Raw genomic sequence first — 26338 nt, forward strand, 5'->3', positions numbered from 1 at the left:
GACAAAAGCCCGACCGTGGTGCAGAGAGCATTCAGCGCACGCGCACGTAGGTACCTGGCGCCGCCTCCATCGGTGGATAGTTCTGGTTGCCGAGCGCCATCAGGGTTTCCCGTTGGGTCCCGGAGCGTTCCTGAATCCAGCTCAGCCATTGTGGCCACCAGCTGCCTTCGGCATGGGTGCCGTCGTAATACCAGGCGCGTGGATCGCTGCTGAGCTTGGGGTTCTCGATGAAACTGGCCTTGGGGTTGCTCGGCGGGTTGAGGATGCTCTGGACGTGTCCGCTGTTGGACAGTACGAAGCGGCGATTGCCGCCCAGCAACAAGGTCGAGCGGTACACCGCATCCCAAGGAGTGATGTGGTCGTTGATGCCGGCCACGTTGAAGCTGTCGACGTTAACCTTCTGCAGATCGATCGGAGTACCGCACACCTCCAGGCCACCTGGATGACTCAGCGGGTTGTGCTTGAAGAAGTCCAGCAGGTCGCCATGCAATGCCGCGGGCAGGCGCGTGTTGTCGTTATTCCAGTACAGGATGTCAAAGGCCGGCGGCTCCTTGCCCAGCAGGTAGTTGTTGACCCAGTAGTTCCAGATCAGGTCGTTGGGGCGCATCCAGGCGAAGACCTTGGCCATGTCGCGCCCTTCGAATACGCCTCGCTGATAGGATTGGCGCTTGGCGGCTTCGAGGGTCTGCTCGTCGGCGAACAAGGTGGCCGGGCTGTCGATCTGGCTATCGAGCAGGCTGACCAGGTAGGTGGAGCTGGAGATCCGCCGCAGTTGCCGCTTGGCTTGCAGATGACCTTGCAGGGCGGCGATGGTCAGGCCGCCGGCACAGGCGCCCATCAGATTGACTTCGCGCGCACCAGTGATGGCGCGGCAGACATTCAGCCCTTGCTCCAGAGCCTCCACATAACTGGACAGGCCCCATTCGCGATGGCGAACATCCGGGTTGCGCCAACTGACCACGAACACTTGCAGGCCATTTTTCAGCGCGTACTGGACGAAGCTGTTGCCCGGGCTGAGGTCGAAAATATAATACTTGTTGATCTGCGGTGGCACGATCAGCAGCGGCTTGCTGTACTGCTTTTCGCTCATCGGCTTGTATTGCATCAGCTCGAGCAGTTCGTTGCGAAACACTACCGAGCCGGTGGTGGTCGCTACCGTCTTGCCGATCTCGAACGCGTGTCTGTTGACCTGGCTGGGCAATCCGTTGTTGTGCAGCAGGTCGTCGAACAAATGGCTGAGGCCGCGGACCAGGCTGTTACCGCCGGAATTGAACAGTTCCTTGACAGCCAGCGGGTTGAGTAGCGTGTTGGAGGGCGATACGGCGTCATTGAGCAGGGCGAAGGCGAAGTGTGCACGGGCGCGGTCGTCGGGGCTCATGCCGCTTTCGTCGATCCAGCTTTTGACCTGTTTTTGCCAGCTCAGATAGGCCTGCAGGCTGCGACGATAAAACGGATTCAGAGTCCAGGTCGGGTCGGTAAACCGCTTGTCCTTAGGGTTCGGAGTGTGCAGCGTTTCACCCAATAACACGCGACCCAGCTGACCACCCAGGGCCAGCGCATGACGGGCACTTTTTACCGGGTGACGCAGGCCATGGGCGGCCACGCTGCGCAGGGTCGAGAACAGATCCCGGCCGCGCAGACCGGTAATCGCACTCTGAGCGTTGATAAACGTGGGGGTGGGCAAGGAGCCCTGCGCTGCTTTGTCTCTCATGAGTCAACACTCCTTCGTCAAGCCTTCAACAAGCACATCAATGCAAGACAGACACCATAGTCGGTCCAGAGCTCTCCTGCGCAGGCAATGATCCTGTCGACATGCACAAGACGTTAAGTCCTGCCGAACGGTTCCGGGTGCGGGTGCATCACGGCCCGCTGACGTTCTTCTTCGAGAAATTTCATGATGATCGGCGCGACGGCTTCGGCCCGGGTAATCAGGAACAAATGACCGTCGTCGATTATGTGTAGCTGGGCGTTGGGGATCCGCCAGGTCAGCATGCGCATATTGATCAGCGGGATCAGTGGATCGTCATCGCCGGCCAGTATCAGGGTCGGTTGATGAATCTTGTGCAGCCAGTGAATGCTGGTCCAGCCCAGCCCTGCGAACAGTTGCCAGTAGTAACCCAGCTTGCCGCCCGAACGCACCTTGCTGGCGTGTTCGGCGGCCAGGTTAGGGTCGCGGCGGAAGGATCCGCCATAGATCAACGGCGCGATGCGAATCACATGGGACGGCTGGATGTAGCGCCTGGGGCTGGCCATCATCCACAGCACTTTCGGTTTGCCTGGCACCATAAAGGCACCGGCCGCAGTGGCGGCAAGCACCAGTTTTTTGCAGCGCTCCGGGTAGTCGTAGGCAAATTGCTGGGCCAGTGCACCCCCCCAGGACACGCCGACAACATTGACTTGCCCGTAATCCAGATAGTCGAGCATGCGCGTGGTCAGTTTGGCCAGACCCGGGAAACGATAGGGGATGCGGGGTGTCGAGGAGCCGCCGACCCCGGGAACGTCGAAGGCGATCACCTCCAGATCGGGGTCGAGCGCCTGGACGAACGGAAACACCAGTTCCAGGTTGGCGCCGATGCCATTGAAAATAAGCAGGGGCGTCAAGTGAGGCTTGCCGGGGCGTACTGCGGTACGGATGGTTTGGCCATCCAGGTCGACAGTACGAAATATGAACGGTTGCGGCATCTCAGAAGCCCTGTGGGTTAAACCATTGGGCAAGCCTTCCTGAGCTTGTCCCGAAAAATTCGAGGGCTGGCCTCGTCCGTGTTGAGCAGGGCTCGCGGCACCTCTGAGTGCCGCGGATTTCGTGACTGCCTACAACTTAACGTTCATGTACATAGGTACCCGGTGCGGCTTCCCCGGGCGGATAGGCCTTGTTGCCCAGGTTGGTCGGGGACTTTTTCAGCTTGCCCGCGCGCTCGGCCTGCCAGGCTTGCCAGTGCAGCCACCAGGAGTCAGTGTGCTTGGTCGAGTTTTCTTGCCAGTCCTCGGCCTTGACTGGCATCTCGGTGCTGGTCATATAGCGTGACTTAGGGTTGCCGGGCGGGTTCAGGATGCTTTGGATATGCCCGCTGCTGGACAGCACGAATTCGACCTTGCCACCGAACAGTTGCGCCGACTTGTAGCAAGACTTCCAGGGCGTGATGTGATCGTTGGTACCGGCCAGGGAGTAGATGTCGGCAGTGACCTGTTTGAGGTCGATCGGTGTGCCGCTCACTTCCAGTGCATTGGCACGGATCAGTGGGTTATTTTTGAACATTTCGATCAGGTCGCCGTGGAACGCCGCAGGCAAGCGGGTGGTGTCATTGTTCCAGTACAGAATGTCGAAGACCGGCGGCTCGTTGCCCAACAGGTAGTTGTTGACCCAGTAATTCCAGATCAGATCGTTGGGGCGCATCCAGGCAAAGACTTTGGCCATGTCACGGCCTTCCAGCACGCCAGCCTGATAGGATTGACGCTTGGCGGATTCCAGGGTTTTCTCGTCGACGAACAGCGCAACCTGGGAGTCGAGGGTGGTATCGAGCACGCTGACCAGCAGGGTCAGGGCATTGACCTTCTTCTCGCCCAGGGCGGCGTAGTGGCCGAGCAACGCGGTGCAGGTGATGCCGCCAGAGCAGGCACCGAGCATATTGATGTCTTTGCTGCCGGTGATGGCCGAGACCACGTCGACAGCTTCCTTCAGCGCATCGATGTAAGTCGACAGACCCCACTCACGCTGGGCCTTGGTCGGATTGCGCCAGCTGACGATAAAAGTCTGCTGTTTGTTTCGCAGGCAAAAGCGCGCCAGGCTTTTATCCGGACTCAGGTCGAACACATAAAATTTGTTGATCTGCGGCGGCACCACCAGCAGAGGGCGCTCATGCACCTGCTCGGTGGTCGGCTGGTACTGGATCAATTCGAGCACGTCGTTGCGGAAAACCACCGAGCCTTCGGTGGTCCCCAGGCTCTTGCCGACTTCGAAGGCGCCCATGTTCGTCTGGCTCGGCATGCCGCCGTTGTTGACCAGGTCCTTGGCCAGGTGCGAGAGGCCGTCGAGCAGGCTTTTACCACCGGTCTCGAAGAAACGTTTGACCGCCGCCGGGTTGGCCGCACTGTTGGTCGGGGCCATGGCATCGGTCATCAGGTTGATCACGAAGTGCGCGCGGTTGATGTCCGCTTCGGACAGGTTGCTGTCGCTGACCCAGTCGTGCAGCTCCTTGCGCCACGCCAGGTAGGTTTGCAGATAACGTTTGTAGAGGGGGTTCTGACTCCAGGCCGGATCATTGAAGCGACGGTCGTCACTCTCGGGCTGCAGACTGGATTTTCCGAACATCACATTCTTGAGCTCGACGCCAAAATGCGCGACGTGCTTGACGCTGTGAATCGGTTGCTTGATGGCCTGGGTCAAGACCATTCGAGCAGAGGTAAGCAAATCTTTACCACGCAAGCCGACGACGGGATTGAGCCCCAGAGTGTTTTCCGAGGCTTGGCGATTCAAGTCATCGTTATTCTTGTTACTCATCTACGACGCTCCATTGTCCTGAGACGAATACCGGGACCAACTGTGTAGTCACACAGCAAACGCCAGGTACTACTGCTCGGGTGACCGTTAATTCTGCATTGCTGTTTTTTTAGTTCAGAGAGCACTGCAGGGACCCTGCCAGCTACATTGGTTACCCGAGTTTAATTTTTTTCGCAAGCGGGCCAAACGCTGCCTGCGCGGCAGAGCATTCAAACAGATGAAATTAGAAAATGCCTTCTAAACAGCGAGAGGCCTGAGTTAGAGCATCAGTTTGACGATGGATTCGCTAGGGTCGCGGGATTTTCCAGCGGCTTTGAGCTCGGCAAGATAATCCGCCCAAAGATCGTCCTGGCGTACTGCCAGCTGGTACAGGTAATCCCAAGTGAACAGACCACTGTCGTGGCCGTCGTCGAAGGTCAATTTCAGTGCGTACTGACCGGCCGGTTCGACCTTGCTCAGGCCGACACCGATCTTGCCAAATTGCAGGATAGGTTTGCCATGGCCCTGGACCTCGGCGGAGGGAGAGTGCACCCGCAGGAATTCGGCGGGCAGGTGATAGACCTCATCCGGCGCATATTTCAGCGTCAGGGTCTTCGAGGCTTTGTGCAGTTCGATGGCGCTGGGAAGTTTGGTCATGACCTGTAGTCCGGCTTGTGTGGGACCTTGTGGGAGCAAGCTCGCTCCCACAAGGTCCGCTACCACTGTAAGTATTGCTTACAGGATATAACGGGACAGGTCTTCGTTCTGCGCCAATTCGCCGAGGTGATTGTTGACGTAGTCAGCGTCGATGCGAATCGGTTGAGCGTCCTGTGCACCGGCCAGGTCGCCGGCACTGAACGACACCTCTTCGAGCAGGCGCTCGAGCAGGGTGTGCAGGCGACGGGCACCGATGTTCTCGGTTTTCTCGTTGACCTGCCAGGCGATCTCGGCCAGACGCTTGATGCCGCCGGGCAAGAACTCGATCGCCAGACCCTCGGTTTTCAACAGCTCGCGGTATTGCTCGGTGAGCGAGGCGTGCGGTTCGCTTAGGATGCGTTCGAAATCTTGCGGGCTCAGGGCCTTGAGCTCGACTCGGATCGGCAGGCGGCCTTGCAGCTCCGGCACCAGGTCGCTCGGTTTGCTCAGGTGGAACGCGCCGGAGGCGATGAACAGGATGTGGTCGGTCTTGACCATGCCCAGCTTGGTGTTGACCGTGCAGCCTTCGATCAGCGGCAGCAAATCGCGCTGTACGCCTTCACGGGACACGTCGATGCCACCGGTGTTGCCGCGCTTGGCGACCTTGTCGATTTCGTCGATGAACACGATGCCATGCTGCTCGACCGCTTCCAGGGCCTTGGCCTTGAGCTCGTCGTCATTGACCAGGCGGCTGGCCTCTTCGTCACGGACCAGTTTCAGCGCGTCCTTGACCTTGAGCTTGCGGCTCTTGCGCTTGCCCTTGCCCATGTTGGCGAACAGGTTCTGCAACTGGCTGGTCATTTCTTCCATGCCTGGAGGCGCGGAGATATCGACGCCAGACACTTCGGCCACTTCGATTTCGATCTCCTTGTCATCCAGCTGACCTTCGCGCAGGCGTTTGCGGAACAGCTGGCGGGTGTTGGAGTCCTGGCTCGGCGCGGCGTCTTCGTTGAAGCCCATGCGTGCCGGTGGCAGCAAGGCATCGAGGATACGCTCTTCGGCGGCGTCTTCGGCACGATGACGAACCTTGGTCATTTCCTGCTCGCGCAGGAGCTTGATTGCCGCATCGGCCAGATCACGAATGATCGACTCGACGTCACGACCAACGTAGCCGACCTCGGTGAACTTGGTGGCTTCGACCTTGATGAACGGTGCGTTGGCCAGTTTGGCCAGACGTCGGGCGATTTCGGTTTTACCGACGCCGGTCGGGCCGATCATCAGGATGTTTTTGGGCGTCACTTCGACGCGCAGCTCTTCGGGCAGTTGCATCCGGCGCCAGCGGTTACGCAGCGCGATGGCGACGGCGCGCTTGGCGTCGTCCTGGCCGATGATATGGCGGTTGAGTTCGTGGACGATTTCGCGGGGAGTCATGGACATAGTATTTGGCGGTCCTCAAGCAAAAATGAAAGCCGTGGCGCGATGGCCGAAAACAGGCTTATTCCGCGAGATCCTGCTCCTCAATGGTGAAGGTGTGGTTGGTGAATACACAGATGTCGCCGGCGATGCCGAGCGCGGTTTCGACGATTTCGCGGGCCGACAGATCGGTTTTTTTCAGCAAGGCGCTGGCTGCGGCCTGAGCGTAACCGCCACCGGAGCCCATAGCGATCAGGCCTTCTTCGGGCTCAACCACATCGCCGTTACCGGTGATGATCAAGGACGCGTCTTTGTTGGCAACGGCCAACATGGCTTCCAGGCGGCTGAGGGAGCGATCGGTACGCCATTCTTTGGCGAGTTCGACGGCGGCACGAACCAGGTGACCTTGATGTTTCTCAAGCTGGCCTTCGAAGCGTTCGAAGAGGGTGAAGGCGTCAGCGGTAGCCCCGGCAAAACCGGCAATGACTTCACCATGGTAGAGGCGACGAACTTTTTTCGCGTTGCCTTTCATCACGGTATTGCCCAGAGAAACCTGGCCGTCGCCGCCCATGACGACTTTGCCGTGGCGGCGAACTGAAACGATGGTGGTCAAGGGAGAGTCTCCACGCTGCGGGGCGAAAATGCCCTGATGGGAACTCATATGGGGGTGGTGGGGCGTATTTCAACTGCAGAAGAGGATGGGAGACGAGCGGTGCGAGGCCCGGTAGGAGCTGCCGAAGGCTGCGATCCTTTGATCTTGCTTAAGATTCCAGCGAACCCCGATCCCCGAAAAGATCGCAGCCTGCGGCAGCTCCTACAAGTGGTGCGCTGTTCTGTAGGAGCTATCCCAGGTCTTCGCCTATCGGCTCTGGCGTTGTTGTAACAACAGATTGCTGAAACCGCTGCCGGCCAGTTGTTTTTGCGCGGTGGTCAGCTGTTCACGATTGCTGAACGGCCCCACCAACACCCGGTACCAGGTCTCGTCCTTCACCGTGCCGGACTCAACCGATACGCTCTGCCCCAGCAGAATGATCTGCGCACGAACCTTGTCGGCATCCGCTTCTTTGCGGAACGAGCCGGCCTGGAGGAAGAACCTGGTCACTGGCGCAGCTTTCGCTACCGGAGGCGCTGGCGGCGGGGTAATGCCGCTGAGTGCCGCCTGAGCGCGGGCAGTGTCGATCTTCGCCGCTTCAGCCGGGGTCACCGGAGCCAGGGGCGCGGTCTGCGGTGTCGGCAGGGTTTTTTCCGGCACGGCATCCGGCGGCACTATCACCTCGGATTCCGGCAGCAGGGTATAGAAGTCGTATTTCGGCTTCACCGGTTGCTGCGGGCTTGGAGGCGTCTTGTTCGCTTCGGCGATCCTGGAGGCTTTCTGCTGCTCTTGCTTGACCCGTTTGACGTCATCGCCCTGGCCCGGGTCGAGCTTCATCAAGAAAACGATGAATGCGCCCACGGTGAGCCCGATGGCCAGCCATAGCCAGCCCGGGATCGGTTGTTTTGCAGGAGCTTGGTAACGGCTGGCGCCACGCTTGGGTGCAGGTTTTTTCTTGGCGGCCAACTTACATACGCTCCAGAGTTTCCAGACCCAATAGCTCCAGGCCTTGCTTGAGAGTGCGACCGGTCAGCGCCGCGAGACGCAAGCGGCTCTGCATCTGTGCCGGGGTTTCGGCAGTCAGGATCGGGCAGTTCTCGTAGAAACTGGAGAACAGCCCGGCGACGTCGTACAGGTAAGTGCAGAGGATGTGCGGGGTGCCCTTGTCGCCGACGTTGTTCAATATTTCGCCGAACTGCGCCAGTTTGGCGGCGAGCTCGTGTTCGTGCGCCGCTTCGAGGATGATTTGCCCTTCGACTTCGCTGAAGTCCTTGCCCAGTTTGCGGAACACGCCGGCCACCCGGGTGTAGGCGTACAGCAAGTAAGGTGCGGTATTGCCTTCGAAGTTGAGCATCAGGTCGAAGTTGAAGCTGTAATCGCTGGTGCGGTGCTTGGACAGGTCGGCGTACTTCACCGCGCCAATGCCCACGACCTTGGCGATGTTGCGCAATTCTGCTTCGGCCAGCTCCGGATTTTTTTCCTTCACCAGCGCGTAAGCGCGCTCCTGGGCTTCGGTCAGCAGATCGATCAACTTCACGGTGCCGCCGTCACGGGTCTTGAACGGACGGCCATCGGCGCCGTTCATGGTGCCGAAGCCCATGTGCTCCATTTCCATCGGATGGGTCACGAAGCCTGCGGTGCGGGCCACCGCGAACACCTGCTGGAAGTGCAGGGCCTGACGCTGATCGACGAAGTACAGCGCGCGATCGGCCTTGAGTACGCCGCTGCGATAACGCACGGCTGCAAGGTCGGTGGTGGCGTAGAGATAACCGCCGTCGGCCTTGACGATGATCACCGGCAGCGGCTCGCCGTCGGCGTTTTTGAATTCATCGAGGAACACGCACTGGGCGCCGTTGCTCTCGACCAGCATGTCCTTGGCCTTGAGGTCGTTGACCACGTTGATCAGGTCATCGTTGTAGGCACTTTCACCCATGACGTCGGCCGGGGTCAGTTTGACGTTCAGCAGGTCGTAGATTTTCTGGCAGTGAGACAGCGAGATGTCCTTGAACTTCGTCCACAGCGCCAGGCAGTCCGGATCACCGGCTTGCAGCTTGACCACCAGGCCGCGGGCGCGATCAGCGAACTCCGGGGATTCGTCGAAGCGTTGTTTGGCGGCACGGTAGAAGTTCTCCAGGTCCGACAGCTCGTCGCTGCTGATCGGGTTTTCCTGCAGGTACGCCATCAGCATGCCGAATTGGGTGCCCCAGTCGCCGACATGGTTCTGGCGGATCACGGTATCGCCGAGAAACTCGAGAACTCGCGCCACGCCATCGCCGATGATGGTCGAACGCAGGTGGCCAACGTGCATCTCTTTGGCCAGGTTGGGTGCCGACAGGTCGACCACCGTGCGCTGCACCGGACCGGCCTTGCGCACACCGATCTGCGGGTCGGCGAGCGCGGCGTCCAGGCGCGAAGCCAGGGCCTGGGTGTTCTGGAAGAAATTGAGGAAGCCCGGGCCAGCGATTTCGGCTTTGCTGACGTTCTCGTCAGCCGGCAGCGCGGCGATGATCTTTTCTGCCAGATCGCGTGGCTTCATGCCGGCCGGCTTGGCCAACATCATGGCGATGTTGCTGGCGAAGTCGCCATGGGTTTTGTCGCGGGAATTCTCCACCTGAATCGCTGGCGTCAGGCCTTCAGGCAACACACCTTCGTTGACGAGTTGGGTGATGGCTTGCTGGATCAGCTGGCGAATGGTGTCTTTCATGGTCTTCTCTTTCGACCGCAGACGCGGTGGCGCTTCGATGCGCAGGTGGAAAAACTGGGCATTATCCGTTGCGAAGGCGGGCTTGCCAACCTTCGTGGGCAGGTTATAGACCTGCGGAGCCGGGCAGGAAGATCTTCGCGTCTGGCAAGACCGTTAAAGATCGCAGCCTGCGGCAGCAAGCATTAATCCCGTAGGAGCTGCCGCAGACTGCGATCTTTTGACTATTTATCTATCAATACAAATCGATCAATAAAGATTATCGATCAATACAAATCCACCGGATCAACATCCAGCGACCAACGCACCTGCCGCCCGCTGGGCATTTGCTCCAGCGCCAGCAGCCAACTGCTGAGCAATCGATGCAGCGGCGCCCGAGCGCTGGCTTGCAGCAAGAGCTGCGCGCGATAGCGTCCGGCGCGGCGCTCCATGGGCGCCGGTACCGGGCCGAGCAGCTCGATACCGGTCAGGTTCTGTTCGCCCAGCAAGCGTTCGGCCTCGCTGCAGGCTTCGTCGAGAAAGCTTTCGGCTTGCCCCGGCTTATGCGCTTCGGCCCGTAACAGCGCCAAATGCGCGAATGGCGGCAAGCCAGCAGCGCGGCGTTCACTCAGGGCCTGCTCGGCAAAGGCGAAGTAACCTTGCTCGGTCAATTGCACCAGCAGCGGATGATCGGCCAGATGCGTCTGAATAATCACTTTGCCGGGCTCTTCGGCGCGCCCGGCACGTCCGGCGACCTGAACGATCAGCTGGGCCATGCGTTCGCTGGCGCGGAAATCTCCGGAAAACAGTCCGCCATCGGCATCCAGAATCGACACCAGGGTCACTCGCGGGAAGTGATGGCCCTTGGCGAGCATCTGTGTGCCCACCAGGATGCACGGCTGGCCTTTCTGAATGGTGGCGAATAGCTGGTTCATCGCGTCCTTGCGCGAGGTGCTGTCGCGGTCAACTCGCAACACCGGGTAATCCGGAAAGAGAATCCCCAGCCGCTCTTCGGCTCGCTCAGTGCCCGCGCCAACGGGACGCAGGTCAACCTTGCCGCATTTCGGACAATGGCGTGGCACACGCTCCACGTAGCCGCAGTGATGGCAGCGCAGTTCAGCGGAACGCTGATGCACCGTCATGCGTGCATCGCAGCGATTGCACTCGGACATCCAGCCGCAGTCGTGGCACAGCAGGGTCGGCGCGAAGCCGCGGCGGTTGAGGAACACCAATACTTGCTGCCCGGCCGCGAGGGTCTGGCCGATGGCTTGCTGCATCGGCCCGGAAATGCCGCTGTCCAGTGGGCGGCTTTTAACGTCCAGGCGCAGGAAGCGTGGTTGTTGCGCGCCGCCGGCCCGTTGATTCAGGCGCAGCAGGCCGTAGCGACCGGTGTAGGCGTTGTGCAGGCTTTCCAGCGAAGGTGTGGCCGAGCCGAGCACGATCGGGATGTTTTCCTGGCGCGCGCGCACCAGTGCCAGGTCGCGGGCGTGATAGCGCAGGCCTTCTTGCTGCTTATAAGAGCCGTCGTGTTCTTCATCGATGATGATCAGGCCGGGGTTCTTCATCGGCGTGAACAGCGCCGAGCGGGTGCCGATAATGATGTCGGCGTCGCCGTCCCGAGCCGCCAGCCAGGCCTCCAGCCGTTCGCGATCATTGACTGCCGAGTGCACCAGCGCGATACGAGCGTTGAAGCGCTGCTCGAAGCGCGCCAGGGTTTGCGGACCGAGGTTGATCTCGGGAATCAGCACCAGTGCCTGCTTGCCGGCTTCCAGGGTTTCGCGGATCAACTGCAAATAGACTTCGGTCTTGCCGCTGCCGGTAACCCCGGCCAGCAGGAATGCATGAAAGCTGTCGAAGCCTGCGCGAATCGCTTCATAGGCGGCGCGCTGCTCCGGATTGAGCGGTAACTCCGGTTGCGCCAGCCAGTGTTCGTGGCGTTCGCTGGGGGCATGCTTGCGGATTTCCACCTGCACCAGGTCTTTGGCCAGCAGCAGGTCAAGGCTGTCCTTGCTCAACATCAGTTTACTGAGCAACTGATGGGCCACGCCGTGGGGATGCTGCGCCAGTGTTGCCAGGGCTTCGCGCTGGCGTGGCGCCCGGCTGATACGTGGATCGTCGAGGCGTGCGCCAGGGCTGATCGACCAGAAGCGTTCCTGGCGGGCTTCAGCCAATTCGCCCTGACGCAGCAATACCGGCAGTGCCCAGCTCAGGGTGTCGCCCAGGCTGTGCTGGTAGTACTGAGAAGTCCACAGGCACAGCTTGAAGAGCGCCGGTGGCAAGGGCGACATGGCGTCGAGCAGTGCCAGCGCTGGCTTGAGTTTTTCTACCGGGACTTCACTGTGGCTGGTGACCTCCACCAGAATGCCAATCATCTCGCGTCGACCGAAGGGTACGCGCAGGCGCATGCCTGGATGCAAATGAGCGCGCAGGACACCGGCCGGGGCGCGGTAGTCGAACAGGCGGCGCAGCGGCGAAGGCAGGGCGAGGCGCAGAATGGCGTCGGGCACGCGGGAGGTTCTCGGTAAGCGGGTGGTGAAGAAGGCCCGGAGCCTAGCAGACGGTCGGAGTAGTGTCCTGCATTAGGAAAGCGTTCAAGCGTTGGCGATAAAAGACGCCGTCAAAATTGAACAGCCTTTTCTGATGGAGGACACCCAGGACAGCTTGCGCGATTGCGAAGGTCTGGTAGAATCCGCGGCCTAATTACGTGCGGTATTCAACAATAGTGTTGGGTGGCGGCACGCTAGCCTGAGGAATACATCATGAAAGCCGATATCCATCCGGTATACGAAGCCATCACCGTTACTTGCAGCTGCGGCAATGTCTTCGAAACCCGTTCCAACCTGGCCAAGCCTTTGCCGGTTGACGTATGCAACTTGTGCCACCCGTTCTACACCGGTAAGCAGAAGACTCTGGACATCGGCGGTCGTGTCGACAAGTTCAAGTCGCGTTTCGGTGCTTTCGGCGCAACCAAAGCTCCTGCTGCCGCAGAGTAAGGTTGGTCGTACTGGAAAGCCCGATGGGCTTCTCCTCGCTGTTGAAAAAGGCGTCCCTTGCGGGCGCCTTTTTCATGTCCGCGATTTGCTTTTCCAGCGCTCAGGCCTTCTGTCCGGCGCCGACTGCATTGACCCGTGTACAGGTCCAGCAGGTGGTCGATGGCGACACCCTTCGTCTGAAGGATGGCCGCAGCGTGCGCATGATCGGCTTGAATACTCCGGAGCTGGGCAGGCAAGGCCGATCGGATGAACCATTCGCTGTGGCAGCCCGCAAGCGCCTGCAGGTTCTGGTAAACGACAGTGACGGTCGGGTTGGCCTGCGCCTGGGGCAAGAGAGCAAGGATCACTATGGCCGCACGCTGGCCCATGTGTATGGCGCCAATGGCCTGAACCTTGAAGCTCAGCTGCTGGCTGACGGTCTTGGCTATCAAGTGGCTATTGCACCGAACGTCGATCTTTTGCGTTGCCAGCAAGCGGCAGAGCGCAGCGCGCGCCAGGCTGGCCTCGGGCTCTGGCGGCAATCACCTGTACTGAAAACAGATCAGATCAACACTCCGGGCTTCACCGTGCTCAGCGGGCGTGTGAGCAATGTTCAACGCAATCGCGGAGGGCTGTGGATCGAGTTGCAGGGCTCGGTTGTATTGCGCGTTGCGCCCAATCTGTTGAGCCAGTTCGACGTCTCAATGCTGCAGCGACTCAAGGGGCGGCAGATCGAGGCGCGTGGCTGGGTGCTCGATCGCTCTCGGCGAGGTGGGCTGAAATCCGGTCAGGCCCGCTGGCTGCTGCCGTTGACCCATCCGGGAATGCTCGAACTGGCGCGATAAGGAAAAATTGTAGACATTTTTTACGCTTATTGTGAACAGTTAATCCCTTGTATTCCGTGGCTCTCCACCCAAAGTCTTATAGTAGGGCCCTTGACACTCGTGACTGGTCAGTCTTGTAGGGGCTTTGCGACACGAGTATCCTCGGCGGTCCGTCGTCCAACAGTAAAAAGCGGAATGCCGATATGTCTGATCTGAAAACTGCCGCTCTCGAATATCATGCCCATCCTCGTCCGGGGAAGCTGAGTGTCGAGCTCACCAAAGCCACCGCTACCGCTCGCGATCTGTCGCTGGCCTACAGCCCCGGTGTAGCCGAACCAGTCCGCGAAATCGCCCGCGACCCTGAACTCGCCTACAAGTACACCGGCAAGGGCAATCTGGTTGCAGTGATTTCCGATGGCACCGCGATTCTCGGCCTGGGTAACCTCGGTCCATTGGCTTCCAAGCCAGTCATGGAAGGCAAGGGCGTGCTGTTCAAGCGCTTCGCCGGTATTGACGTGTTCGACATCGAAGTCGACTCCGAAAGCCCGCAAGCCTTCATCGACACCGTCAAGCGCATCTCCATCACCTTCGGTGGCATCAACCTGGAAGACATCAAGGCGCCAGAGTGCTTTGAAATCGAACGCGCTCTGATCGAGCAGTGCGATATTCCGGTGTTCCACGATGACCAGCATGGCACCGCGATCGTGACCGCTGCCGGCATGATCAATGCCCTGGAAATCGCTGGCAAAACCCTGCCAGAAGCCAAGATCGTCTGCCTGGGCGCTGGTGCTGCCGCTATCTCCTGCATGAAACTGCTGGTGAGCATGGGCGCCAGTATCGAAAACATCTTCATGGTTGACCGTACCGGCGTGATCCACTCCGGCCGTGACGACCTGAACCAGTATAAGGCAGTCTTCGCTCACGCCACCCACAAGCGCACCTTGTCCGATGCGCTGGAAGGTGCTGACGTGTTCGTCGGTCTGTCCGGCCCGAACCTGCTGAGCGCAGAAAACCTGCTGCTGATGGCGGCTAATCCGATCGTTTTCGCTTGCTCGAACCCGGACCCGGAAATCTCCCCGGAACTGGCTCACGCTACCCGCAACGACGTGATCATGGCCACCGGCCGTTCGGACTACCCGAACCAGGTCAACAACGTACTGGGCTTCCCGTTCATCTTCCGTGGTGCCCTGGACGTTCGCGCCAAGCGCATCAACGAAGAAATGAAAGTCGCTGCCGCCAACGCCCTGCGCGAACTGGCCAAACTGCCTGTACCTCAGGAAGTGTGCGACGCCTACGGTGGCATCCCGCTGGAATTCGGTCGTGAGTACATCATCCCGAAACCAATGGACGCTCGCCTGATCACCGTAATCTCCGACGCCGTGGCCAAGGCCGCGATCGAGACCGGTGTAGCTACCCTGCCGTATCCGAAGAACTACCCGCTGAAAAGCGTGGATGATGTGTTCAACGGCTAAGCCGTTGTAGCGTCAAACAAAAAGCCCCGGCTCGTGAGAGTCGGGGCTTTTTGCGTTGGAACCAAAGGCAAATCCTGTAGGAGCTGCCGCAGGCTGCGATCTTCTTGGGTGCCCATGTAGATCAAGATCAAAAGATCGCAGCCTTCGGCAGCTCCTACGTGCTCCTCTAGAAGAGGTCGATCGGCGCCGCGTCATCCGCTGGCAGCGGGCTGCCCGGCGCGTTGCCGTTGCTCAGTTCATTGGTTGAGGGCGGCGTATCTTCGCTCTTGAACAGCTCGAAGTAGGCGTTTGGCGTGCCTGGTGTGGCTGCGCGACCGCTGACCGGATCGACTCGCAGGCTGAGAATGCCTTCCGGTTCGTTCTGGGTATGAGCCGGTTTGTCCTTGAGGGCGGCGGCCATGTAAGTCATCCAGATCGGCAGTGCGACGGTGCCGCCGTATTCGCGCCGGCCGAGGCTTTCCGGCTGGTCGAAACCGGTCCAGACGGTGGTCACGTAATCAGCATTGTAACCAGAGAACCAGGCATCCTTGGACTCGTTGGTGGTCCCGGTCTTGCCTGCCAGATCGGTTCGGCCCAGAGCCATGGCGCGTCGCCCGGTGCCGAGCTTGATCACATCTTGCAGCATGCTGTTGAGGATGTAGGTGGTTCGTCCGTCGATGATGCGTTCAGCCACGACGGGCGTTTGCGCGGCTGGCAGCGCCTCGGGCGCTTCGGCTGGCGTCGTGTTGACGGTGAAGGCGTTGGCGACTGGCGCGGCAATCCCGTTGCTGGCGCTGTCGCCGGTCGGCACGCTGGGCGGGTTGGCGGTGAACAGGTTGTCACCGTTGCGGCTTTCGATCTTGTCGATGATGTACGGGGTGACCTTGTAGCCACCATTGGCAAAGGTGCTCCAGCCGGTGGCGATTTCCATCGGGGTCAGGGTGGCCGTGCCCAATGCCAGCGACAGGTTGCGCGGCAGGTCCTGCTTGTTGAAGCCGAACTTGCTGATGTAGTCGATGGTGCGGTCGACGCCCATGCTTTGCAGCAGGCGGATCGATACCAGGTTGCGCGATTTGTAGAGCGCTTCGCGCATGCGGATCGGACCGAGGAAGGTGTTGGTGTCGTTCTTCGGACGCCAGACCTTGTCCAGGTATTCATCGACGAACACGATCGGTGCGTCGTTCACCAGGCTGGAGGCGGTGTAACCGCTGTCCAGGGCTGCGCTGTAGACGAACGGCTTGAAGCTGGAACCGGGTTGGCGCTTGGCCTGCAGCGCCCGGTTGTAGTTGCTTTGCTCGAAAGCGAAGCCGCCGACCAGTGAGCGGATTGCGCCGTTCTGTGGGTCCAGCGAGACCAGTGCGCCCTGAGCGAGCGGGATCTGGCTGAACTTCAGCGAATTGTCCGCCTGACGTTGCACGCGGATCAGGTCGCCGACCTGGGCAACGTCTGCCGGCTGCTTGGGGTTGGGGCCCATGCTGTTGGTGTTGAGGAACGGCCGGGCCCATTTCATGCTGTCCCAGCCGACATGCTCTTCGCCGGTGCGGGTCAGCACCTGCGCGCCGTTCTTGTCGACTTGAGTGACGATGGCCGGCTCAAGCCCGCTGATCGTGCGCTGCTTGGTCAGTTCCAGGGCCCAGGCTTCACGGGTCTTGCCTGGCAGGCGCGATTCCGGGCCACGGTAGCCGTGGCGCTGATCGTAGGTCATCAGGCCTTCATGGACTGCGGTGTTCGCCATCTCCTGCAGGTTGCTCGGCACGGTAGTGGTGACGCGGAAGCCTTCGGTGTAGGCGTCGCTGCCATAGCGGCCGACCATTTCGGCACGGGCCATTTCCGCAATGTACGGGGCATTAACTTCGGGTGTCGGTACATGGTAGCTGGCGTTGAGCGGCTCGTTTACAGCTGCCTGATAGGCCGCTTCGTCGATTTTGCCGAGCTTGTACATGCGCCCCAGGATCCAGTCGCGACGCTCCTTGCTGCGTGCCGGGTTGGCCAGCGGATTAAAACGCGAAGGCGCCTTCGGCAGGCCGGCGATCATCGCCATCTGCGCCAGGGTGACGTCACGAATCGACTTGCCGTAATACACCTGTGCCGCCGCCTCGATCCCGTAGGCCCGGTTGCCCAGATAGATCTTGTTGACGTAGAGCTCGAGGATCTCGTCTTTGGTCAGCTGACGCTCTATCTGCAGGGCCAGGAGAATCTCCGTGGTCTTGCGCGAGAAGCTGCGTTCGCTGGTAAGGAAGAAGTTCTTTGCCACCTGCATGGTGATGGTGCTACCGCCGGACTGAATGTGTCCGCTTTTTATCAGTTGGGTGGCGGCACGCATCAGGCTGCTGGGGTCTACGCCATAGTGATGGGCGAAATTGTCATCTTCGGCAGAAAGCAGGGCGTTGATGAAGTTGGGCGGAATGTCGGCGAAACGAATCGGAGTGCGACGCATTTCGCCGAACTCCGCGATCAGCTTGTTATCGCTGCTGTACACCCGCAAAGGAATCTGCAACTGGATACTTCTCAGTGCCTCCACGGACGGTAACCCGGGACTAAGATAGAGAAACGCGCCGCTCAGACCGAGGAGCAGTCCGCAGAAAACAGCGACGATAGACCACCCGAAAAACTTCAGCAGACGAATCAAGGCTTTTGGATTTCCAGAGAAAAGAATGAATTAGGCGTCAGGCGATCAGGGTATACACGATCAGCCGACACTTGAGATAAAAAGCGGAAAAAAGCGTTGGGCATTATAAGCATTTTTCGGCGCAGAGCGTGATTTGCGCCTCTGTCAAGACGAAGGGTATTGAACGCATTGAGTAATCAGGAGTCCGTAAGTCACGGATAGTCATAGGGAATGGGTAGTGCTAGGACTCTTCAACAAGAAAGCCAACACGCTGTTGGGCATCGACATCAGCTCCACCTCGGTCAAGCTTCTCGAACTCAGTCGCACGGGCAACCGCTTTAGAGTGGAGGCCTACGCGGTAGAGCCGCTGCCGGTCAACGCCGTCGTCGAGAAAAATATTGCCGAGCTGGAAGGGGTAGGGCAAGCCTTGTCCAGATTATTGCTCAAGGCCGGAACCGGGGTCCGGAACGTCGCCGTGGCGGTAGCCGGATCAGCGGTCATCACCAAAACCATCGAGATGGATGCCGGGCTATCTGATGAAGAAATGGAAAACCAGCTGAAGATCGAAGCCGATCAATACATTCCCTATCCGCTTGAAGAGGTCGCCATCGATTTCGAAGTTCAGGGCTATTCGGCGCGTAATCCTGAGCGTGTCGAAGTGCTGTTGGCGGCGTGCCGCAAGGAGAATGTCGAGGTCCGTGAAGCAGCTCTGGCTATGGCCGGCCTGACGGCCCGGGTGGTCGATATCGAAGCTTATGCCCTGGAGCGTTCGTTCGGCCTGCTGCAGACGCAACTGGGCGGCTCCCAGGAGGCCTTGACAGTGGCGGTGGTCGACATCGGCGCGACCATGACCACCCTGAGCGTGCTGCATCACGGGCGGATTATCTATACCCGCGAGCAGTTGTTCGGTGGGCGCCAATTGACCGAAGAAATCCAGCGGCGCTACGGCTTGTCGAAGGAAGAGGCGGGGTTGGCCAAAAAACACGGCGGCTTGCCGGATGACTACCTCATCGAGGTTCTGCAGCCGTTCAAGGATGCGCTGGTGCAGCAGGTCTCGCGCTCCTTGCAGTTTTTCTTTGCTTGCGGACAGTACAACAGTGTCGACTACATCCTCCTGGCGGGCGGCAACGCTTCCCTCGCCGGGCTCGATCGACTGGTCGAGCAGCGCCTCGGTACGCCGACCCGGGTGGCCAATCCTTTCGCCGACATGACCCTCGGTAGCAAGGTCAACGCCGGTGCGTTGGCCAGTGATGCGCCGGCCTTGATGATTGCCTGCGGTCTGGCTCTCAGGAGTTTCGACTGATGGCGCGGATCAACCTGCTGCCCTGGCGCGAAGAACTGCGCGAAATGCGCCGCAAACGATTTTTGCTGGCCCTGGCGGGCGTTCTGTTGGCGGGGGTAGGTGCAGTGCTTATGGTCGACCAATACATCGCTGGCGAGATCGATCGGCAAATGGCCCGCAATCACCATGTCAGCCAGCAAATTGCGCTGCTCGACGAGCGGATCAAGCAGATCAGTGAATTGAAGACCCATCGTCAGCAGCTCGTGGAGCGGATGAGGATCATCCAGGACTTGCAGGGCAACCGCCCGGTCAGTGGACGAATCTTTGATCAGTTGGCCCGCACTCTCCCGGACGGGGTGTATTTCACCGAAGTTGCAATGACCGGCAACACGCTCTCGATTCGTGGTGCGGCCGATTCGAACAACCGTGTCTCGGACTTGATGCGTAACCTGGACGGGTCCGACTGGTTCGACGCGCCGAGTCTGACCGAGGTCAAGACCAATACGGCCGGAGCGGTGGATCAGGCTAATGTCTTTCAGCTGACGGTTCGCCAGGCTCGACCGAAAGCAGCCCTGGAGGATGCGCAATGACGCCGTCCGAGTGGTTGCAGGGGCTGCGCAGGATCGACCTGAGCGATCTGGACATGAACAACATGGGCGCCTGGCCGGCGGCCGTGAAAGCCATGGTCGGCAGCTTGCTCATGGTCCTGGTGTTGGCGCTGGGGTACAACTTCTTCACCAGGGATCTTCAGGACCAGCTCGACCAGCAGCGTACCGATGAAGTTGTCTTGAAGCGGCAATTCGCGAGCAAGGCCCATCTGGCGGCGAATCTGGAGCGCTACACCGAGCAGATGAAAGGCATGGAAAACTCCTTCGGCGTTCTCCTGCGTCAACTTCCCGGTGATACCGAGGTTCCTGGCCTGCTGGAAGACATCACACGTACGGGATTGGGCAGTGGCCTGGAGTTCGAGGAGATAAAGCTGCTGCCAGAGGAAGCTCAGCAGTTCTACATCGAATTACCGATCCAGATCACCGTCACCGGCGCCTACCATGACCTGGCGACCTTTGTCAGTGGCGTGGCCGGCTTGCCACGAATCGTCACTCTGCATGATTTCGAGATCAAGCCGATCACTCCGGACATTGGCTCGAAACTGCGCATGAGCATCCTGGCCAAGACTTACCGCTACAACGACGAGGGGCTGCAGAAATGAAGGCGGCCCACTGGACATCGATGATCGTGGTACTGATGGGGTTGTCGGGCTGCGGCAACGATAACGATTTCAGCGATCTGGATGCCTACATGAACGAGGTGCGCCTGCGACCTCCCGGAAACATTGAACCTGCGCCGACATTCAGCTCCTACCAGGCATTCACCTATAACGCCGCGTCCTTGCGTAGCCCATTTTTACCGCCGGTCAGGATCGATCTGGCAGGGCGCCAGCAGGGATCGCGCAACGTAAAGCCGGACCTGAATCGGCAGAAGCAGTATCTCGAAGGGTTCAATATCGAGCAGTTCGAGATGGTCGGCACCATTTCCAATGCCTCTGGCTCCTTTGCCCTGCTGCGTGGCGCCAGTGGTGTGCACAGGTTGAAAGTCGGGGATTACCTGGGGCGTAACGATGGTCGGATCGTGGTCGTCAGTGATTCGCAAGTCGATGTGGTTGAAATCGTTTCCGATGGCGAGGGTGCCTGGCTGGAGCGACCGCGGACCATTCCTATGAAAGCCCGCCAATAGTGGAACTCGAATAATGAACAGGACTATTTCATCCCTCGGTATTGCGCTATGGATGGCGCTGCTTTCGCCGATGGTATTAGCGGCCAACCTCAAAGCGCTGGATGTTGCGGCGCTGCCGGGGGACCGCGTCGAGTTGAAGCTGACATTCGACGCTCCGCCTCCCGCGCCCGCGGGCTATACCACCGATCAACCCGCGCGAATTGCCCTCGACTTGCCGGGGGTGATCAGCGGTCTGGCGAACAAGAATCGTGATCTGGGCGGGGGCAACGCGCGCAGCGTGGCGGTGGTCGAAGCCAAGGGTCGCACCCGGCTGATCGTCAGTTTGACGACGCTGGCGCCCTATAGCACGCGCGTCGAGGGCAACAAGCTGTTCGTGGTGATCGGTCAGGGCGGGGCGGTTGCACAGCAGCCCGCGTCGAGTGCACCGCGAGCGGCTGTCCCGGCACCGGCCAGGGCATCCGCGCCAATGGGTAAGGCCATCCGGGGCGTGGATTTCCAGCGCGGTGAGTTGGGTGAGGGCAACGTGGTCATCGAGTTGTCGGATCCGGGCATTAGCCCGGATATCCAGGAAAACAATGGCAAAATCGTCCTGAACTTCGCCAAAACCCAGCTGCCCGAACCGCTGCGAGTCCGGCTCGATGTCAAGGATTTCGCCACGCCCGTGCAGTTCGTCAGCGCCAGTGCCTCCGCCGACAAGACCCGCATCATCATCGAGCCCAGTGGCGCCTTCGACTATTCGACTTATCAGGCCGATAACAAGCTGACCGTCAGTGTTCGGCCCATGACCACCGACGACTTGCAAAAGCGTAACGCCGATCGCGTCGCCTACAGCGGTGAAAAGCTCTCGCTGAATTTTCAGGACATCGATGTGCGCTCGGTGCTGCAGCTGATCGCCGACTTCACCAACCTCAATCTGGTTGCCAGTGACACGGTGCAAGGTGGTATCACCTTGCGTTTGCAAAATGTGCCGTGGGACCAGGCCCTGGACCTGGTGCTGAAAACCAAGGGTCTCGACAAACGCATGATTGGCAACGTCCTGCTGATCGCCCCTGCGGATGAAATCGCCGCCCGCGAACGGCAGGAGCTGGAGTCGCAAAAGCAGATTGCCGAACTGGCGCCGCTGCGACGTGAGCTGCTGCAGGTCAACTATGCCAAAGCGAAGGACATTGCCGAGCTGTTCAAGTCGGTGACCAGCAAACAGTCGGAAACGGACGAGCGGGGCTCGATTACCGTGGATGAGCGAACGAACAACATCATTGCCTACCAAACCCAGGACCGCCTCGATGAATTACGCCGCATCGTCGCCCAGCTGGATATCCCGGTGCGCCAGGTGATGATCGAAGCGCGGATCGTCGAAGCCAATGTCGATTACGACAAAAGCCTTGGCGTGCGCTGGGGTGGCTCGATCCAGAACAAGGGCAACTGGAACACCTCGGGCGTCAGCAACGGCAGCAATCCGTCGTCCACCATTGGCACCCCGGGTGGTACCAATACCAACGCGCCGTTCGTCGATATGGGCACGGTTGGCAACACCTCGGGTCTGGGTATCGCCTTCATCACCGATAACGTGCTGCTGGACCTGGAGCTGACGGCCATGGAGAAGACCGGGAACGGGGAAATTGTCTCTCAGCCGAAGGTGGTGACCTCCGACAAGGAAACCGCGAAGATCCTCAAAGGCACTGAAATTCCCTATCAGGAAGCCAGTTCCAGTGGCGCAACTTCGGTGTCTTTCAAGGAAGCTTCGCTGTCGCTGGAGGTGACACCGCAGATCACCCCGGACAACCGCATCATCATGGAGGTCAAGGTCACCAAGGATGAGCCGGATTATCTGAACAAGCTCAACGACGTCCCGCCCATCAAGAAAAACGAAGTCAACGCCAAGGTGCTGGTCAATGATGGAGAAACCATCGTTATCGGTGGGGTTTTCTCAAATACTCAAAGCAAGGTGGTAGATAAGGTGCCATTTCTTGGAGATGTGCCGTATCTTGGCCGCCTTTTCCGAAGGGATGTTGTTTCGGAGAAAAAATCCGAGCTGCTGGTATTCCTGACTCCGCGTATCATGAATAACCAGGCGATTGCTGTGAGTCATTGATTCTGTGCGAAATTTGATTCTTGTTGGGCCAATGGGTGCTGGAAAAAGCACCATCGGCCGTTTGTTGGCCAAAGAGCTGCGCCTGCCATTCAAAGATTCCGATAAGGAAATTGAATTGCGCACCGGCGCCAATATCCCGTGGATCTTCGATAAGGAAGGCGAACCGGGCTTTCGTGATCGTGAGCAGGCGATGATTGCCGAGCTCTGCGCGGCCGATGGCGTGGTGCTGGCAACCGGTGGTGGCGCGGTCATGCGCGATGCCAATCGCAAGGCGCTGCACGCCGGTGGCCGTGTGGTGTATCTGCATGCTTCGGTGGAGCAGCAGGTTGGCCGCACCGCCCGCGATCGCAATCGGCCGCTGTTGCGTACCGCTGATCCGGCAAAAACCCTCAGGGATTTGCTGGCGATCCGCGATCCGCTTTATCGGGAAATCGCCGATCTGGTGGTGGAAACCGATGAGCGGCCGCCACGGATGGTCGTTCTGGATATTCTGGATCGCTTGCAGCAGCTTCCTCCTCGTTAATGCGCGAGGCGAAATGCGCTATCCTCGGCGTCCAGCCTTGAGCGCTTTAACTCATGGCCCAGGACTGCCGGGGTGACGTCAGAAAACCTGGCGTTGCCGGCCGTTGATGCAGGCCGCAAGCCAGCTTCATTTTTCACTGTGGGGACACATGCAGACACTTAAGGTCGATTTAGGCGAGCGTAGCTACCCGATTCATATTGGCGAGGGTTTGTTGGGGCAACCCGAACTCCTGGCGCCGCATATCGCCGGGCGGCAAGTGGCAATCATCTCCAACGAGACCGTTGCGCCGCTTTATCTCGAGCGTCTGACCCGCAGCCTCGCGCAGTTTTCAGTTATTTCCGTGGTGCTGCCCGACGGCGAGGCCTTCAAGAACTGGGAAACCCTGCAGACTATTTTCGACGGTTTGCTCACCGCACGGCATGACCGCCGCACCACCATCATCGCCCTCGGCGGCGGCGTAATCGGTGACATGGCCGGTTTTGCCGCTGCCTGCTACCAGCGCGGCGTCGATTTCATCCAGGTGCCGACCACGCTGCTGTCGCAAGTCGACTCGTCGGTGGGTGGCAAAACCGGGATCAACCACCCACTGGGCAAAAACATGGTCGGCGCCTTCTATCAGCCCAATGTGGTGCTGATCGACACCTCGACGCTCAATACCCTGCCGCCCCGCGAGCTGTCCGCAGGCTTGGCCGAGGTCATCAAATACGGCCTGATCTGCGACGAACCCTTCCTCACCTGGCTCGAAGAAAACGTCGATCGGTTGCGGGCACTGGACCAGGCGGCGCTGACCGTCGCCATCGAACGCTCCTGCGCGGCCAAGGCTGCTGTGGTTGGAGCCGACGAGCGTGAGTCCGGCGTGCGCGCTACGCTCAATCTGGGGCATACCTTCGGTCACGCCATCGAAACCCATATGGGCTATGGTGTCTGGTTACATGGTGAGGCGGTCGCTGCTGGCACCGTGATGGCCCTGGAAATGTCCACGCGGCTGGGCTGGATCACCGCGCAAGAGCGTGATCGCGGGATTCGCCTGTTTCAGCGCGCCGGGTTGCCGGTCATCCCGCCCGAAGAGATGACCGAAGCCGATTTTCTCGAACACATGGCAATCGACAAGAAAGTAATCGACGGTCGCTTGCGCCTGGTGCTGTTGCGCCGCATTGGCGAAGCCGTCGTGACCGACGATTATCCGAAAGAGGTTTTACAGGCCACGCTGGGAGCGGATTACCGCGCTCTGGCTCAGCTTAAAGGTTGATAAGATCCCGATGACTAGTTTGCATGCCGACGAGGCTTTCCTCGGCCATTACCAGTTGAGTCATGACCCTTTCGCTCCACGGGTGCCTGGCTTCAAATTCTTCCCTGCCCAGCGCAAACCGGTGTTGGGGCAATTGCACCACCTGGCCCGTTACAGTCAGCTGCTGCTGGTGGTGACCGGGCCGCAAGGCAGCGGCAAGACCTTGTTGCGTCAGGCGCTGGTAGCCAGCACCAACAAGCAGTCCGTACAAAGCGTGGTGGTTTCCGCCCGTGGCGCCAGCGATGCGGCAGGCGTATTGCGTCAGGTGGCTCTGGCGCTGAACGTGGCCCAGTCCGAGATCGGCGCGATTCTGGCGCAGGTGGTGCAACTTGCACTCACCGGGCAGGAAGTCTATTTACTGGTCGATGATGCCGAGCAACTCGACGAGTCTGCGCTCGAGGCGCTGTTGGCGCTGGCCGCGGGAGCTCCGGAAGGTCGCCCGCATGTGTTCCTGTTCGGTGAGTCATCGCTGATTGCCGGTCTTGAGCAGTTGAGTGCCGAGGAAGAGCGCTTCCACGTCATCGAGTTGCAACCCTACACCGAAGAAGAAACCCGCGAATACCTGGCTCAGCGTCTCGAAGGTGCCGGCCGCGGAATCGAACTTTTCACCGCAGATCAGATCTCTGATATTCATGAAAACTCCGATGGCTGGCCGGGCACGATCAATCAGGTCGCTCGCGACGCAATGATCGAAGCCATGATTGCCAGCCGCTCAGCGGTCAAGCGTCCAAGTATGGGGTTCAATATGCCGAAGAAACACGTATTGGCGATTTCCGCCGTCGTCGTGGTGGCGGTAGCAGCAGCCTGGATGATGCCGGGTCGTAGCAAGGCGCCGACTACCGGTGCTCCAGCCACTGAACAGGCGCAATCGCCCTCGGGGGAAGAGGCGCCACAACCGAACAGCAGCGGCAATCCGGCTGTCGAGTTCGCCGGATCTTCGCAGCCAATGCCGCTGCCGTTGGTCGGGCAGTCGCAACCGGTCATGCGCGGTCCTCTGGCCGAAGCCGCTGGCGGCATCACCGAGGGCGACGATGGGGTGCCGGTCGAGGGCTCCAGCTCTACCCCGCCGACTGTGACCACTATCGCACCGCCAGCGGGCGTTACGCCAGGTCCGGCAGCCACTCCAGCCGCACGCCCGACACCTGCTCCGACACCTGCTCCGACCCAGGTCGCCAGCGCCAAGCCGGTACCTGTGACCAAGCCTGCCGCGGCTCCAGTGGTCAAGCCAGCGCCGGTCGCCAAGCCTGCCGAGAAACCCGTCGCCAAGGCCGCTGCTGGCGGTGGCTGGTACGCCGGGCAAGCGCCGGGCAACTATGTGGTGCAGATCCTCGGCACCAGCTCCGAAGCCTCTGCACAAAACTTTGTCAAAGAGCAGGGTGGCGAGTACCGCTATTTCAAGAAAGTCCTGCAAGGCAAGCCACTGTATGTGATCACTTACGGTAACTTTGCCAACCGCGACGCAGCTGTCGCCGCCATCAAGGCCTTGCCAGCGAAGGTTCAGGCTGGTAAACCTTGGCCTCGCACTGTCGCCAGCGTCCAACAGGAACTGGCAGCAACTCGCTGAAGATTCGGCGGCCTTACCCAGGCCGCCTCTCCAGGCACCTCAAAATTTCCGCAGGCGCATGCTGCTCTCCGAGCCGCGTGCCTTGTGGTGTCTGCGTCATCGTAGCTTTTGAGTCGTAGCGGTCAAAATTAAAAAAAGTTTTGACTAGCACAGCATATAGTTTTAAACCTTTCATAAATGCGACATAGATTTGCGACATTTC

General features: G+C 59.7%; 21 protein-coding genes. 11 read left to right on the forward strand and 10 right to left on the reverse strand.

Annotated features, from left to right (window positions below; genetic code table 11):
• Window positions 1–31: 31 nt before the first annotated feature.
• The 9 genes from phaC (AC3IUA_RS01815) to AC3IUA_RS01855 form a co-directional block, all read right to left on the reverse strand.
• On the reverse strand, window positions 32–1711 hold the full coding sequence (phaC, locus tag AC3IUA_RS01815; RefSeq protein WP_489358826.1) for a class II poly(R)-hydroxyalkanoic acid synthase: 1680 nt from the start codon (window positions 1709–1711) through the stop codon (window positions 32–34).
• Window positions 1712–1824: 113 nt separating this feature from the next.
• Window positions 1825–2682, reverse strand: a complete 858-nt coding sequence (gene phaZ / locus AC3IUA_RS01820) for a poly(3-hydroxyalkanoate) depolymerase (RefSeq protein ID WP_489358827.1) — start codon at window positions 2680–2682, stop codon at window positions 1825–1827.
• A 136-nt stretch (window positions 2683–2818) separates the two neighbouring features.
• Complete coding sequence (gene phaC / locus AC3IUA_RS01825; RefSeq protein WP_489358828.1) at window positions 2819–4498, reverse strand: class II poly(R)-hydroxyalkanoic acid synthase; 1680 nt, start codon at window positions 4496–4498, stop codon at window positions 2819–2821.
• Between the two features lie 258 nt (window positions 4499–4756).
• Window positions 4757–5134: a gamma-butyrobetaine hydroxylase family protein gene (locus tag AC3IUA_RS01830; protein WP_489358829.1), complete on the reverse strand. Its 378-nt coding sequence runs from the start codon at window positions 5132–5134 to the stop codon at window positions 4757–4759.
• A 78-nt stretch (window positions 5135–5212) separates the two neighbouring features.
• The gene (gene hslU, locus AC3IUA_RS01835) at window positions 5213–6550 is read right to left on the reverse strand and encodes an ATP-dependent protease ATPase subunit HslU (RefSeq protein WP_489358830.1); all 1338 of its coding nucleotides are present in this window, start codon (window positions 6548–6550) and stop codon (window positions 5213–5215) included.
• Between the two features lie 58 nt (window positions 6551–6608).
• Entirely contained in the window at window positions 6609–7139 is a 531-nt protein-coding gene (hslV, locus tag AC3IUA_RS01840; protein ID WP_150802257.1) for an ATP-dependent protease subunit HslV, read from the reverse strand.
• 246 nt (window positions 7140–7385) lie between these two features.
• Entirely contained in the window at window positions 7386–8084 is a 699-nt protein-coding gene (locus tag AC3IUA_RS01845) for an SPOR domain-containing protein (protein ID WP_489358831.1), read from the reverse strand.
• 1 nt (window position 8085) lies between these two features.
• The gene (gene argS / locus AC3IUA_RS01850; RefSeq protein ID WP_489358832.1) at window positions 8086–9822 is read right to left on the reverse strand and encodes an arginine--tRNA ligase; all 1737 of its coding nucleotides are present in this window, start codon (window positions 9820–9822) and stop codon (window positions 8086–8088) included.
• Between the two features lie 263 nt (window positions 9823–10085).
• Window positions 10086–12305, reverse strand: coding sequence for a primosomal protein N' (locus tag AC3IUA_RS01855; RefSeq protein ID WP_489358833.1), 2220 nt, complete (start codon window positions 12303–12305; stop codon window positions 10086–10088).
• Between the two features lie 252 nt (window positions 12306–12557).
• On the opposite strand from AC3IUA_RS01855, the gene rpmE reads away from it, so the two are divergent.
• The 3 genes from rpmE to AC3IUA_RS01870 all read left to right on the forward strand — a co-directional run bounded on the left by rpmE (window position 12558) and on the right by AC3IUA_RS01870 (window position 15066).
• Window positions 12558–12791: a 50S ribosomal protein L31 gene (rpmE, locus tag AC3IUA_RS01860; RefSeq protein WP_150644193.1), complete on the forward strand. Its 234-nt coding sequence runs from the start codon at window positions 12558–12560 to the stop codon at window positions 12789–12791.
• Between the two features lie 23 nt (window positions 12792–12814).
• Entirely contained in the window at window positions 12815–13615 is an 801-nt protein-coding gene (locus tag AC3IUA_RS01865; protein ID WP_489358834.1) for a thermonuclease family protein, read from the forward strand.
• A gap of 182 nt (window positions 13616–13797) precedes the next feature.
• Complete coding sequence (locus tag AC3IUA_RS01870) at window positions 13798–15066, forward strand: malic enzyme-like NAD(P)-binding protein (protein WP_489358835.1); 1269 nt, start codon at window positions 13798–13800, stop codon at window positions 15064–15066.
• A gap of 166 nt (window positions 15067–15232) precedes the next feature.
• Here AC3IUA_RS01870 and AC3IUA_RS01875 read toward each other — a convergent pair whose 3' ends face one another.
• Window positions 15233–17671, reverse strand: a complete 2439-nt coding sequence (locus AC3IUA_RS01875; RefSeq protein WP_489362204.1) for a penicillin-binding protein 1A — start codon at window positions 17669–17671, stop codon at window positions 15233–15235.
• A gap of 220 nt (window positions 17672–17891) precedes the next feature.
• On the opposite strand from AC3IUA_RS01875, the gene AC3IUA_RS01880 reads away from it, so the two are divergent.
• The 8 genes from AC3IUA_RS01880 (at window position 17892) to AC3IUA_RS01915 (ending at window position 26136) form a co-directional block, all read left to right on the forward strand.
• Window positions 17892–18956, forward strand: coding sequence for a pilus assembly protein PilM (locus tag AC3IUA_RS01880; RefSeq protein ID WP_489358836.1), 1065 nt, complete (start codon window positions 17892–17894; stop codon window positions 18954–18956).
• Window positions 18956–19525 (forward strand): PilN domain-containing protein, encoded by a 570-nt coding sequence (locus AC3IUA_RS01885; RefSeq protein WP_489358837.1) that lies wholly within the window; start codon window positions 18956–18958, stop codon window positions 19523–19525. Before AC3IUA_RS01880 ends, AC3IUA_RS01885 begins: the two co-directional genes overlap by 1 nt.
• Complete coding sequence (pilO, locus tag AC3IUA_RS01890) at window positions 19522–20145, forward strand: type 4a pilus biogenesis protein PilO (RefSeq protein ID WP_489358838.1); 624 nt, start codon at window positions 19522–19524, stop codon at window positions 20143–20145. The genes AC3IUA_RS01885 and pilO overlap by 4 nt, the downstream gene beginning before the upstream one ends.
• Window positions 20142–20669 carry a pilus assembly protein PilP gene (locus AC3IUA_RS01895; RefSeq protein WP_489358839.1) on the forward strand — a complete coding sequence of 176 codons (528 nt, stop codon included), beginning with the start codon at window positions 20142–20144 and terminating at the stop codon, window positions 20667–20669. The genes pilO and AC3IUA_RS01895 overlap by 4 nt, the downstream gene beginning before the upstream one ends.
• A 13-nt stretch (window positions 20670–20682) precedes the next feature.
• Window positions 20683–22761 (forward strand): type IV pilus secretin PilQ, encoded by a 2079-nt coding sequence (locus AC3IUA_RS01900; RefSeq protein WP_489358840.1) that lies wholly within the window; start codon window positions 20683–20685, stop codon window positions 22759–22761.
• Window positions 22762–22765: 4 nt separating this feature from the next.
• A complete protein-coding gene (aroK, locus tag AC3IUA_RS01905) occupies window positions 22766–23284 on the forward strand; it encodes a shikimate kinase AroK (protein WP_489358841.1) in 519 nt (172 codons plus the stop codon).
• 148 nt (window positions 23285–23432) lie between these two features.
• Window positions 23433–24533, forward strand: coding sequence for a 3-dehydroquinate synthase (gene aroB / locus AC3IUA_RS01910; RefSeq protein WP_489358842.1), 1101 nt, complete (start codon window positions 23433–23435; stop codon window positions 24531–24533).
• Window positions 24534–24543: 10 nt separating this feature from the next.
• A complete protein-coding gene (locus tag AC3IUA_RS01915; protein WP_489358843.1) occupies window positions 24544–26136 on the forward strand; it encodes an AAA family ATPase in 1593 nt (530 codons plus the stop codon).
• Window positions 26137–26338 lie beyond the last annotated feature (202 nt).

It is taken from the genome of Pseudomonas sp. KH_050 (assembly GCF_057838875.1).